The organism is uncultured Fibrobacter sp. (assembly GCF_947305105.1).
Taxonomy (GTDB): Bacteria; Fibrobacterota; Fibrobacteria; order Fibrobacterales; family Fibrobacteraceae; genus Fibrobacter.
The window spans coordinates 52,991-65,032 of the sequence record NZ_CAMZCS010000013.1; the positions used below are offsets into that span (position 1 = coordinate 52,991).

10 protein-coding genes are annotated in these 12,042 nt (G+C 54.0%); 8 read left to right on the plus strand and 2 right to left on the minus strand.

All coding sequences use genetic code 11. The annotated features are described in order from the left end of the window. Positions 1 to 129: 129 nt before the first annotated feature. A complete protein-coding gene (locus Q0Y46_RS07975) occupies positions 130 to 1,938 on the minus strand; it encodes a BatD family protein (protein ID WP_297946452.1) in 1,809 nt (602 codons plus the stop codon). A gap of 461 nt (positions 1,939 to 2,399) precedes the next feature. On the opposite strand from Q0Y46_RS07975, the gene Q0Y46_RS07980 reads away from it, so the two are divergent. Next, positions 2,400 to 2,525 carry a hypothetical protein gene (locus Q0Y46_RS07980; RefSeq protein WP_297946454.1) on the plus strand — a complete coding sequence of 42 codons (126 nt, stop codon included), beginning with the start codon at positions 2,400 to 2,402 and terminating at the stop codon, positions 2,523 to 2,525. Positions 2,526 to 2,640: 115 nt separating this feature from the next. Here Q0Y46_RS07980 and Q0Y46_RS07985 read toward each other — a convergent pair whose 3' ends face one another. Beyond that, the gene (locus Q0Y46_RS07985) at positions 2,641 to 3,675 is read right to left on the minus strand and encodes a CofH family radical SAM protein (RefSeq protein ID WP_297946457.1); all 1,035 of its coding nucleotides are present in this window, start codon (positions 3,673 to 3,675) and stop codon (positions 2,641 to 2,643) included. Between the two features lie 154 nt (positions 3,676 to 3,829). Here Q0Y46_RS07985 and Q0Y46_RS07990 point away from each other — a divergent pair, with 154 nt between their 5' ends. The 7 genes from Q0Y46_RS07990 to Q0Y46_RS08020 all read left to right on the plus strand — a co-directional run bounded on the left by Q0Y46_RS07990 (position 3,830) and on the right by Q0Y46_RS08020 (position 12,040). Continuing rightward, positions 3,830 to 5,359 (plus strand): esterase, encoded by a 1,530-nt coding sequence (locus tag Q0Y46_RS07990; protein ID WP_297946460.1) that lies wholly within the window; start codon positions 3,830 to 3,832, stop codon positions 5,357 to 5,359. Positions 5,360 to 5,489: 130 nt separating this feature from the next. Further along, positions 5,490 to 6,932, plus strand: coding sequence for an ATP-binding cassette domain-containing protein (locus tag Q0Y46_RS07995; RefSeq protein ID WP_297946463.1), 1,443 nt, complete (start codon positions 5,490 to 5,492; stop codon positions 6,930 to 6,932). A gap of 59 nt (positions 6,933 to 6,991) precedes the next feature. After that, positions 6,992 to 8,116 (plus strand): Mrp/NBP35 family ATP-binding protein, encoded by a 1,125-nt coding sequence (locus Q0Y46_RS08000; protein WP_297946466.1) that lies wholly within the window; start codon positions 6,992 to 6,994, stop codon positions 8,114 to 8,116. Further along, the gene (locus Q0Y46_RS08005) at positions 8,113 to 8,409 is read left to right on the plus strand and encodes a DUF971 domain-containing protein (protein WP_295859905.1); all 297 of its coding nucleotides are present in this window, start codon (positions 8,113 to 8,115) and stop codon (positions 8,407 to 8,409) included. The genes Q0Y46_RS08000 and Q0Y46_RS08005 overlap by 4 nt, the downstream gene beginning before the upstream one ends. A gap of 59 nt (positions 8,410 to 8,468) precedes the next feature. Further along, positions 8,469 to 9,323: an RNA polymerase sigma factor RpoD/SigA gene (locus Q0Y46_RS08010; protein ID WP_290961249.1), complete on the plus strand. Its 855-nt coding sequence runs from the start codon at positions 8,469 to 8,471 to the stop codon at positions 9,321 to 9,323. Next, the gene (locus Q0Y46_RS08015) at positions 9,323 to 11,041 is read left to right on the plus strand and encodes a hypothetical protein (RefSeq protein WP_297946470.1); all 1,719 of its coding nucleotides are present in this window, start codon (positions 9,323 to 9,325) and stop codon (positions 11,039 to 11,041) included. Before Q0Y46_RS08010 ends, Q0Y46_RS08015 begins: the two co-directional genes overlap by 1 nt. A gap of 123 nt (positions 11,042 to 11,164) precedes the next feature. Further along, the gene (locus Q0Y46_RS08020; protein ID WP_297946473.1) at positions 11,165 to 12,040 is read left to right on the plus strand and encodes a hypothetical protein; all 876 of its coding nucleotides are present in this window, start codon (positions 11,165 to 11,167) and stop codon (positions 12,038 to 12,040) included. Positions 12,041 to 12,042 lie beyond the last annotated feature (2 nt).

The window sequence follows — 12,042 nt, forward strand, 5'->3', positions numbered from 1 at the left end:
GGCCCGAGCTGTGAGGTCATCGATGACCGGCGGAGATTGCTTCCGCCACGCTTCGCTCGCGGCAGGCTCTGGCAATCGCCCCTCGCAATGACAAAACCTAACCACCAACCACTTCCTACTTCCTACTGTCTACTTCCTACTACCTACTAACTCACACAACTCTTCCACGCTCTTGAGCATGGCGTCTTGTTCGTTGCGGGTGGTTGACACTGGCGCAAACCGTGCAAATGCACACTTCTCGAGCCACTTGTCAATCTTGTCGATGGCGCCCTCGTCGAGCCCGAGCTTCCCGAGTTCCAGCTTCATCTGGTCGCGGGTCATGCCTTTGAATTCCAGGTTGTTGATGTCGCTCAGGTAGTCGATGAGCCCGGCTTCGAGTGCCGCGTAGAATGCCTTGGTGTCGCCGTTTTTCATGGCTGCATGTGCGCTCGCGAACTTGCCCTTGAGCATCTTCTTCGCCTTGCCTTTGCGGATGAGCGCCGCGTCGCTGCTATGCTTGCGGTGGCTGCGGATGAGGCAGACTGCCACGAGGTAGAACGGGATGGCTGCGGCAAAGAGAATCCAGAAAACGATGTTCCTGTGCGGAGCCGGAGATTCTCCGTTGCCCTTGATAGCGTGGATAAAGCGGATGTCGCTGCCGAGCGCTTCGATTTCTTGCTTTTGCACTGTGGTGGGGCGGGTGGCTGCCGGCATGAATGCGGCTTCGGTCGCTGCGTCGCCCTTCTCAACCTCGATGGTCCAAGGGCCGAGCGTTTCGGACTGGTATGCCCTCTTGGCCGGGTCGAACCACGAGTACGAAATTTCCGGGATTTCGAACGTGCCCTTCTTTTTGGGGTAGAGGAATATCTTGATGCTCTTGGTTGTCACGACCTTGCTGCCGGATATCTTCTTGTCGATGCTGTTTTCGGGCGGCACGGAACGGAAGTCGTCAAAGCTGGGCAGTTTCGGGTCGGTGATGGTGCCGGGTGTTCCGTCGCCCCTGATGGTGATGGAGAGTGTGAGCGCTTCGCCGACCTTCAGGTGGTCTTTGTCGAAGTCTGCATTAAAGCTGTAGTTGCCCACCATTCCCGAGAAGTTTGCGGGCCTCCCCTCGGCAGGGAGCGGCTTTACGCTGATGTTCACTACGGGGGTGGTCGCTTCGGTCTCGATGGATTCCTGCTTCACGCTCCGGCTCGAGAACGACATGTTGCCCATCTGTTTTTTCTCTTCGACAACCTTGGGCTCGCCGCGTTTGGTATACTTGAACTTGAACGGCGGAATCTGGAGGTTGCCGCTCTTGGTGGGGCTGAGCCAGGCGAATTTCGCGCTCGCCTGCATTTCGCGGCGGGCACCTTCGACCGGCTTGAATTCCATGTTGGAGAGGTCGCTCCTGTGGACGATAAAGTCGCTGCCGGTGTTCATGTCGGTGGCCTGGAGGTTCCCTTCGAAATGTTCGAAGGTGTGGAAGCCAAGCGTGACGTAGAACTGTTCCCCTTCGTAGATGCTCTTTTTGCTCGGGGTGAGGCTCACGGCCAAGGCGTCGTCGTTGTAGGAACGCTGCACGTTGACGGGAATGCTCCCGCTGACGGCCTGCGGTTCCCCGTTGATTGTCCAGATAATCTGTCCCACGTCAATCTGTCCCGTCCTTTTGGGGGCCCGGACCTTGAATGTGTAAATGCGCGCCTTGTAGGCCCTGCCGCCGCCACCGAAGAACGATTCGAACATGTCGTCAAAACCGGGACGGATGACTTGGTCTGTACTGTCGAGGCCCATGAAGGTAAAGCCGTTCTTTGTCTCTAGTTGGGGGACTTCCCTGTTGCCCGGGAGTTCCTGCAGGGGGACGATAAACTGGAGGCCGAATGCCTGCCCGGCTTCGATGCGTTCGCGGTCCAACTGGAGCGTTGGCCGTGCCGCTGCGAGAGCTGCGAGGGCGAGGCAAGTAATTAAAACGCGTTTCATGCTCCCAAATTTACCAATTTTCCTTGTGCGAGATGTAATCGGTTGTGGGCAAATGGAGCCGTGAAATCCGCTGTCGGGGAGGGGGTAGTTTGGCAGGTAATGAAAAAAAAGCATTTCTTATATACTTTTTTCCCTTGAAACGTTAGTAAAAAATTGTTAATATTGGCGCCGACAAAAGAAAATGGCGATAAAACGTCGGAAAACAAGGTTAAAAGGAGAATAAAATGTACTGCATCCTCGCTGTCCTGCTGGTCAAGGGATTCAAGAAGTACGCTAAGCACGCCTAATCGGTAAAGCTGGCTTGATTTTTTGGGATCACTTTGGAAAACAAGGTACCCCCGGTTTATTGACCGGGGTTGTCTTTTTTTAGGGGGGAAACGGCGCCTCCCGTTGCCTGTTCCGTTTTTTTGTGTTATAATTAGTATAGAAGCTGTTCCTTAGGAACAGGTGAAGGAGAAAAAATGGAAGAAAAGAAGGAATACGTTGCTCCCGAGATGAAGGTCGTGGACATGGAATACACGCAGATGCTGTGTGGCAGTTGTGTGTGCCCTGATGAGAATCCATGCACCTGTGATGAGATAGGATAAAAATCTTCTTCTCTCACTAATTATATAGATGCATGGAAAAATCACGCAATATCTTTTCGCGCGTATAAGCACACGTTGGCTAGCCCGCTGTGCTTAATTTTTTAGGTCGGTAGCCTTAGTCAAAATTTAAACTGCGCCGGTACGGCGTGAATCCTGCATTCCGTATAAATTCTTCGGCCGCCTCGATGGTCGTGAGCCCGTGGTTCTGTAATACGTTTTCTTCTATCACGATGCTGTTGATGTCGTCGGCGCCGCTGTGCAGCCCGAGTTCGCCGAGCGATAGCCCCATGCCGAGCAGCGAGACTTCGATGTGCGGGATATTGTCAAGGTAAAGGCGGCTGAGGGCGAGCAACTTGAGGTATTCGTCGCCGCGCACGTGCCGGATGGGAAACTTGTCCGTCTGCGGCTGGAATGTCCACACCACGAAACTCTTGAACCCTTGCGCAATGTCCTGCGTCTTGCGCACGTAATCCAAATGCTCGATGATTTCTTCGGGCGTCTCCACACTGCCGAACACGATGTTTGCACTGCCGGGGAGTCCCTTCTTGTGGCAGGCTGCGAGCGTATCGCACCACTGCTGCGCGGGGAGCTTCTTGGGACTGAGCATTTGTCGCATGCGGTCGGAGAGGATTTCGGCGCCTGCGCCCGGCACGGAACTGAGCCCGGCCTCCTTGAATATGTCGAGCAGTTCGTCCAAAGCAATGTTGCTGAACTCCGCGATGCGCACGAGCTCCACCGGCGAGAATCCGCGTACTTTCACGCCCATTTCTTGCGTGAGCATCTTGAGCACGTCGGTGTAGTAGCTGAGCGGGATTTCCCGGTTCACGCCCCCTTGCAAAAAAATCTGGTCGGCGCCTTTGGCCTTCGCTTCAATCGTCTTCTGCCGGATTTCGTCGAGGCTAAGTATGTAGGCTTCGGGGCTATGTGCCGGCCTGCAAAAACTGCAAAAACTGCACGTGACTTCGCAGACGTTCGTGTAGTTCACGATGCGGAATGCCGTGTAACCCACTTTGTTTTCGGGGTGCATGCGCCTGCGCACGGCATCGGCGGTCTCTGCGACCTCGGTCCACGGGGCGTTTTTCAATATATCGAGCGCTTCGGCGGGGGTAATTCGCCCGTTTTGAACAGCTTTTTGTAAGATAGGGTTCACGCAAACAAGATAATTCTTTTCTTGCCGTTTGTAAACTTTTTGCCGTGGATTTATTGTCCATGAAAAACATTCCGGGGCTGTGACGTTTCCCACATTATGAGGATATCTTGATAAGGCAATATGAGGAATATTGGCAATATGAGGATGTTTTGGTATGAAAAGTACACTAGCAATAGCTGTGTCGCTCGTTTGCTCTGTTGCTCTCTCGGCAGTTGAGGCGAGTGCGTTCACCGTAACCGGTAAGGTCAATGACGAAAGTGGCAAGGCCATCGAAAAGGCTTCTGTCACTCTTTTGGGCAAGGGCCTCCGTGCGGAAACCGATGCGACGGGATCGTTTTCCCTCCATCAAGACGAGGCCGTTCCTGGGAATCCGGGGCAAGTCGGTCCACAGGACTCGGCGGCTTCTGTTGGAGGTAATCTGACAGATTCGCTCCAGGGGCTTGCGGTATCGCGACCTGTGGGGTATTTGTCGGTGAACAATGGGGTGCTTTCGTTCTCCCAGAGTTCAGGCAGCCCAGTTCGCGTGCAAGTGTTCGACATGGTGGGCAACCGCCTGCTCGACGAGACCCTGTACGGCACGGGAACGGTAGACATGAATGCGTCTATTAAGGCTAGGGGTACTTACTTTGCCCGCGTCAAGGTTGGCAGTGCGCAACAGAACTTCAAGTTCACTGCCGACGGGAGCTTTTCCGCCGCATTCGGCGAAAAAGCCCACGCACGGGCTTTACTCAAAGTGGGCGACAACGATGACCTTCGCGTGATTGCGAATGGCTACGATACGCTCACGGTTCATCTGACCAATTTGGATACGAACTTGACGCTCGTCTTGAAAAAGCCTGCGCCGCCACAACCGCAGTATGCTTATGGTTGGGGCTTGAAGAACGACCCCGTTCCCAGTAGCGGTTGCGGTAAAGACACCAAGCTCGACTACAAGTACCGTGGCGACAAGCCCTACATCGAATTCAAGTGGAGCAAGGGAACGCGCACCGTGCGCATCGATATCCCCAAGAGCTACGACAAGAACAAACCGTACAAACTCATTTTCGGAATGCAGTGCATGGGCGGCTGGGCCGGCGGCGTGCAGGACGAAGGCTATTATGGTCTGAAGCAGTTTGACAAGGATGAGACTGTCATCTTCGTCGCCCCCGAGGGCAACGGAAACCAGGCCCCGTGGGCTCAGGATGACTACACGCTTTTCGATGAACTTCTCGCTTATCTCGAAGGCAACTTCTGCATTGACTCTAGCCGCGTGTTCTCGACAGGCTTTAGCTACGGCTCCATGTTCAGTAACGGACTTTCATGGAACCACCAGGAAGTGCTCCGCGCCGTGGCCGTGTACGAGACCGCCGAACGCAACATCTGGCTCCCGGAACGCAAGAAAATGGGTGTCGGTTGGATGGGTGTGCTCGGCTTGCAAGATGACTTGTGCCGCCCGGAAATGGGACGTGCCGCCCGCGACATTATCCTGGAACTCAACTCCGAAGGTGGCAAGGCCAAGAACGAAAAGGCTCAGGAATATGGTGGCAACGGTCCGCATGTGTGCTACGATTACACGACTGTCGAGGAACGCTTCCCAGTTCGCTGGTGCACGCAGAACGGTGGCCACATCTGGGATCACAAGGATCCGGGCCAATTCCAGTCTTGGGTTCCGCAGACTACATGGGATTTCTTCAATAAGTTCTAGGCAAAATTTATACTCCTCCAAAAACAAACATCTTTCTGCATTGCAGAAAGGTGTTTTTCTTTATGGGTTGTTTGATGAGATGGAAATTCAAGGGTAGCACCGCATAGGCCCGTTTTCTATATTTGATATTATGGAATTTAAGCGTTTTGAGGCCTTAATCGAGATGTTCCCGCAGGTGCAGATTTTTAGCACCGAAGGCGAGGACTTGGATAGGGTCATTACTCATTTTTTGAACCAGCAGAAAAACGTCTCCACGATGTCGGAAGCGATGCAGCGGAAAATCCAGCATGCGCTCGCCCCGTTTTTCCAGCAGCGGTTCATCAGCCTGCACGACGAAGAAGCTCCGTTGGTGCGGCACCTGCTTTTGAAAAAGAAGTTCTTTTTGCAGACGGACCGCTATATCGACGATATGGCCTGGCCGGAAACCGACCCCGAGAAATTGGACGAAGCACTTTCGATTGCGGAACTTTCGCCGGAAATTCTAGACCGCAAACTGCTGAGCCTTTCGAACGGCGAACTGCGCCGCGTGTTGCTTGCGCGCATGTGGATGGAAAAACCGGAATGGATTTACTTCAACGACTTGTTCGGTGGACTCGACCCGGAATTCCGTAGCCACTTGGCCGCGAGTGTGGTGGACTTGTCGAAACGCCCCGGCGTGAAACTTGCCGTGCGCCTTGCTCGCGAAGATGAACTGCTGCCGGAAATCCCTGCGTTCGTTTATGCGAATAAAACCTTTACGCAGTACGCAGGAGAACTCCCGAGTGCCGCCGCGAAACCCAAGTACACGAAGGCGGAGCTGAAGGACTACGAGATAGTGGAACTTCGTGGAAGTTCCCTGAGCTTGCCGAAGGGAACTGTAGTTGATTCAAATCAGGTGGTTCGGCAGGCTCACCAACCTGATTCGCAGTCCACTGCCGAGATTTTGTTTGACCTCAAAAACGTCAACGTCCAATTCGGGGATACGACGGTGCTCAAGAATCTCAACTGGACGGTGCGCAAAGGCGAACACTGGGCGGTGATGGGCGAGAATGGTGCCGGCAAGAGTACGCTCCTCGGGATGCTCACGGCCGACCACCCGCAAATCTACAAGAACGACATTACTTTGTTAGGAGAACGTCCGGGGCATGGCCTCAACATTTGGGACCACAAGGCGAAACTCGGGTTCTTCTCTCCTGAACTTGCGCTCCAGTATCGTGAAGACCTGGACCTTTCCGAGGTGCTTTGCACGGGCTTTACCGCTAACCTCTGCAAGGCGGAGAACACCACCTGGGAAGAACGCGCAAAGGCGAAGGAGTGGCTTGAGTACCTTGGCTTTTCGGATGTGCATGCTCGCTTCCGCAACCTTTCGCCTATCGACAAGCGAGTGGTGCTCATGGCGCGTGCCGCTATCCGCCCGCCCGAGGTGCTACTGCTCGACGAACCCACGCAGGGGCTCAAGGGCGAATACCGCGAGAAACTCTTTAACCTGCTGCAACTGCTTTCGACCGAGACGACCATCATCCTGGTGAGCCACTACGAAGAAGAATGGCCACCTTGCATGACGCATCTCTTGAGAATGCCTAAGTTTTCGTAACCACCAACCACTTCCTACTGTCTACTTCCTACTTCTAACTTCCTACTTCCAACTCCCCTATGCAACTGAACGAACAAAATATCTTAAGTGCCTTGCGTGCGGTCCAGGATCCGGACCTGCACAAGAACATCGTGGAACTGAACTTTGTCCAGAACCTGAAGATAGAGGGCGACAAGGTGAGCTTCGACCTGCGGCTCACGACTCCGGCATGCCCCATCCGTGACCAGTTCAAGGACCAGTGCATTGCCATCGTCAAGAGCCTCGGCGCAAGCGAGGTGAACGTGACGTTCACGGCGCAGGGCCGTGTAGATGGTGGCAACGCCGCAACGCAGGCTCCGAAGGTTTCCTACATCGGTGAGGTGTCGCATGTGGTCGCGGTCGCGAGCGGCAAGGGCGGCGTGGGCAAGTCGACCGTGACGGCGAACCTCGCGATGGCGCTCAGCCTCTCGGGGGCCCGAGTGGGAATCTTGGATGCCGACATCTATGGCCCGAGCATGGGGCTCATGTTCGGCATCGACCGCGCTCCCGAAGTTTTTGACGACAATACGATTGCGCCTGTCGAGGCGAAGGGCGGTATCAGCATCGTCAGCATGTGCATGTTCGCCGATTCCGACAAGGCGACCATCTGGCGCGGACCGATGGTTTCCCAAATGATACAGCACTTTATCCACCATGTGCGGTGGGGCAAGCTTGACTACCTGCTGGTGGACTTCCCTCCAGGAACGGGCGACATCCAGCTTACGCTCACGCAGAACTGCCCGATGGCCGGTGCCGTCGTGGTGACGACCCCGCAGGAGGTGGCTCTCGCCGACTGCCGCAAGGGGCTCGCGATGTTCGATTCCGTGGGCGTACCCGTGGTGGGCGTGGTCGAGAACATGAGTTACTTCATTTGCGACCAGTGCGGCAAGCACCACAACATCTTCCGCGAAGGCGGTGGCGAACGCATCGCGAAGAGCTGGGGCGTGCCATTGATTGCAAAGGTGCCGCTGGAACCTGCGGTGGCGGGCTGTGGCGACGAAGGAACCCCTGCGGTGCTCCGCTACCCGAACTCCGAATCGGCGAAGGCGTTCATGCAGGCGGCCGATGCTACGGTACGCACGCTCTCGATGTTCGCATCCGAAGGTGACGGTGTGCTCAAGAGCTTCAACTACGAGTTTGAACAACTTCCGGTGGAGGACGCATGATTCAGCCCAAGAAGATTTTCAGGACGAAGGACGGGAAACTCGGCTTTGAATGGAGCGACGGGACTCGCGGTGCATGCGGCATTCGCGAACTTCGCCTTGCATGCCCCTGTGCGCTGTGCGTCGATGAGCATACGGGAGAAAAACTTTTGGACGATTCCACAGTTCCTGCGGACATAAAACTTACAAGGATTCAATCCATCGGTCGGTATGCTGCGGGACTATCCTTTAGCGATGGTCACAATTCGGGAATTTACCCTTACGATAAACTGTTCAATTTGACGAAACGGGAGTAAAAAACCATATTTGTTTGACCGACGGTTTTTTGCCCGAGGGATTGATAGGTGTGTATTCCATGAGTGATTTTAACGAAGCGCTATACTTCCGGGACTTGAATAGGTATCCTACGCTGACTCCGCAGGAGGAATCGGCGTTGTTGAAGATCATCAAGACTGGAGAGACGGAAGAGATTCGCAAGTCCGCACTGCAACGCCTTATCCGAGGCAATTTGCGGTTTGTGGTCAGCGTTGCGCGCAAGTACCAGGGCCGCGGTCTTTCCCTTTTGGATTTGATTAACGAAGGCAACCTTGGCCTTTTCAAGGCGGCCAAGCGTTTTGATATGGACAAGGATGTCAAGTTCATCAGCTACGCCGTGTGGTGGATTCGCCAGTCCATCCAGAAGGCGCTGTTTGAACAGGTGGGTGCGGTCCGCATTCCGCCGAACAAGCTTGCCTTGGTGAACCGCTTCAAGCGTGCCTTGATGCAGAACGGCGGTGACTACGAAAAGACCATCGCGATGGAAGAATTTGCCCCGTATGAGAGGGATATCGTCGAGGTTATGGAAAAAATCGTCGACATTTCTTTGGACGCCCCGATCGGCGACGATGCCGGTGGTGGCTCCAGCAGTGCGGATTCGGTGAGCACCCTCATGGATGTGCTCGGTTCCGACGGCAACCAGGACGAGGACCTCGAGCGCGACGAGCGCCGCAAGCTCATCCAGGAGACGCTGTCGTCCTTGCCACAGCGCGAAGAAGAAATCCTCCGCATGTTCTACGGCCTGGATACCATTGAGGATACGACTCTCAAGGATATTGGCGAAGACCTGAAACTCAGCCGCGAGCGGGTACGCCAGATAAAGAACAAGACCCTCCGTAAATTGCAAAAGAGCAAAGAGCATAAAGAAAAACTCGTGGACTTCCTGGAGCTGTAATGTCTACTCCGTCGGCATTTGCCCGAAGGGCTGCCTACTTATTCCTGGTTATGTGTGTCGGCGCGGCAATCGCGTTCGTTGGCTATTACTTTTTCGACATCTACGGCCCGTCCAAGGTCACGGTCGAAGGAGTCCCCTTCGGGCTCCCGGCTGGCACGTCTTTGATGCTGGGTGATACCCCGGATTTCCAGAAGGGCGTGTCTTCGCTCCCCGTCCAGACGCAGGCTGAACTGCGCCGCGCAACAGAACTTTCCCGTTCTGGCTCGCTGAAGGCCGCCTACGACATTTACGAGGCTATCGTGATGTTGTTCCCCGACTGCATACCGGCGGTGTGGGGTGAAGCTAATACTTTATTTGAAATGGATACGCTTACGGATGCCCAGCAGAGCCGCATGAACATGCTGGTCGCAAAAATTCAGGCGAATTTCCCCGGCTCGGGTGTGGCGGCCTACATGGATAGCCGCAAGGCCTACGCCGTCGGCAATACCAATGCGTCGCTGGAACTGGCCCGTATCGCCTGCGACAAGGCCCCGGCCTTGTACGAGGCTCGCCTCTGGTATGCCAAGTTGTTGGCCGAGCATTCCCGCGTAAACGAGGCGTTCGCCGAGGCCCACGCCGCCGTGAGCCTTTCGTTCGGCAAATCCTCGGAAGCTTTTGAACTGCTTGCGGGCATGTACCATTCCCAGGGCATTTTGGACAGTTGCGCCTCCCTTGTGGACTATGCGCTCTCGCAGTATCCGGTGAACGTCCGCCTGCTTTTGCTGAAAGGTTATTTGGAAGAATATAAGGGACACTTCGATTCCGCCGAAAAAATTTACCAGCGCATTTTGGCCATCCGTCCGGATTTCAACCCGGCCCGCATGGCCGTGGCGACCATCGGCGAAAAGCAGTCGCCTGTGGGCGGCATGGGCACCCAGCTGACTCCGCGTGACAGGGCGAAGGTCGCCTGCGAAATCCTTGAACCGCTGGTGGAACGTTATCCCGAAAACCTCCCGCTGCGCGAGGCCCTTGGCCTTGCCTACCTCAACGGTCGCGATTTTGATTTGGCCCGCAACCAGTTCCAGGAAATCATGGCTCGCGATCCGGAATACCCCGATATCGCCCAGCGCATCCAGGAAACCAAGGTCAAAAAGCCGGTCGTGGTCGAGACGAACAACGCCGGGCTCGCCAGTGATTTGAACCGCGCCGTCGACAGCCTCCGCCAGTCGATGGAACCCGCGACAACGCACGACTTCTCCACGATGCTCGGGCATTACCTTGTTCGTTATGGCGTGACTCCGCGTGAGTTCTTCAAGAAGTATTCCATCTCCAACTTCCGCCCCGTTGCAGACAACGTTTGGCAGGAGTCCTTCTATGTTGCGCCGTACATGCACCGCTATACGGTCGTGTTCGATTCCAAGAAGCAGTTCCGCGAGGTTCACGTAGTGGTGTACGATTCCTCGTCGGCATCGAACCACTTGGGTGTCGCTCCCGAAGTTTACACGCGCCTGCTCAAGCAGAACTCCCGCATTTCGGGCATTGGCAACAGCACGGGCGAAACAGACTGCGGCGATGGAGTTGTCATGGATGCCGCCGTGTGGGAAACTCAGGACAACTTCGAAATTCTGGCCCGCTTCATCGGCAAGCCTGCCGAAGTCCGCATGGTCCGCTTCGACAAGAGCGCACTGCCGCCGGGAATCAAGCTCTGCGACTACGTCAAGTACCTGAATCAGTATTAGGCTCGAGGTACGAGGCTCGGGGCACGTGCCTCCTTTCAATTTGGCTTGACTTTGTATAAAAGTTTGGATATCTTTTTGTGGTAAAAATCACATCAGTTTGTGAACTGTTGAAAAGGGATTCTTATGCCGTTCCTGAAAAAAAGACCTTGGATTGCTATGGCGCTGGTAGTAGCGTGTATTTGCATGTGGGGGTGTGAATATCTTGGAGAAGAGCCGAAGCTGGTTGAATCGGGGTCAAATAAGGGTATTGGTTTTGCCATGGTTAGCGATTCTACAGCCCTTTTGGCAGTGGATTACTATGAAGTTTACGAATGGAGTAGTGGAGCCGAAAGGCGTGATTGTGTCAAGAAGGGAATACGGTTGGTTGGCACGAAAGGGGTCGAGTACAATTATTGGGAGGGACTTGTTGATTGTAGGGGTGAATATAACCCCCTTTCAAGGATACATCCATTGGGTGATTCTACGGTGTTGTTCCAGTTATCAGACAAAAAAAATGAGTTTATCTATTACGTTTGGAAAGTGGGACAGGAACCAGTAGAAAAAAAAGCTGTTTGGAACAAATATATAGATGTTTTTTATGGAAATGAGATTCTTCGGCAATGGAAGGAAGGGAAATTTCTTTTTAAGTATTATGATAAATTTGCCTTGCTAGACACTGCTGCGAATACCATCACGCAGATTACGAAGGAAGAGGCCGGTTGGCCCGATGATGTAGATGATGCGCAGTATTTCGGAGATGATTTGATGACAATTGTCTTGTATCCAAACAAGTTTAGTTTTGCTATTATACGGAATGGTACTGATACGTTGTCAACATTCTACGAAGAAGCTCCGAATGACTACGATGAACGCCATGAACGTTTTAACGGACGATATATAAATCGGATGAAAAAAGATGGATGGTATTTGTATTCAACTGATAGTAACTGGCAGATTTCGGAAAAACCGGTAGCCAGATATCGCGATCAGCGTTATTTTGCCCCTTTAAATCAAGAGTAAAA

Bases quoted from the DNA above. Each gene is read 5' to 3' on its own strand.
- Q0Y46_RS07975 (WP_297946452.1), bottom strand. From the start codon at position 1,938: ATGAAACGCGTTTTAATTACTTGCCTCGCCCTCGCAGCTCTCGCAGCG.
- Q0Y46_RS07980 (WP_297946454.1), top strand. From the start codon at position 2,400: ATGGAAGAAAAGAAGGAATACGTTGCTCCCGAGATGAAGGTCGTGGAC.
- Q0Y46_RS07990 (WP_297946460.1), top strand. From the start codon at position 3,830: ATGAAAAGTACACTAGCAATAGCTGTGTCGCTCGTTTGCTCTGTTGCT.
- Q0Y46_RS07995 (WP_297946463.1), top strand. From the start codon at position 5,490: ATGGAATTTAAGCGTTTTGAGGCCTTAATCGAGATGTTCCCGCAGGTG.
- Q0Y46_RS08000 (WP_297946466.1), top strand. From the start codon at position 6,992: ATGCAACTGAACGAACAAAATATCTTAAGTGCCTTGCGTGCGGTCCAG.
- Q0Y46_RS08005 (WP_295859905.1), top strand. From the start codon at position 8,113: ATGATTCAGCCCAAGAAGATTTTCAGGACGAAGGACGGGAAACTCGGC.
- Q0Y46_RS08010 (WP_290961249.1), top strand. From the start codon at position 8,469: ATGAGTGATTTTAACGAAGCGCTATACTTCCGGGACTTGAATAGGTAT.
- Q0Y46_RS08015 (WP_297946470.1), top strand. From the start codon at position 9,323: ATGTCTACTCCGTCGGCATTTGCCCGAAGGGCTGCCTACTTATTCCTG.
- Q0Y46_RS08020 (WP_297946473.1), top strand. From the start codon at position 11,165: ATGCCGTTCCTGAAAAAAAGACCTTGGATTGCTATGGCGCTGGTAGTA.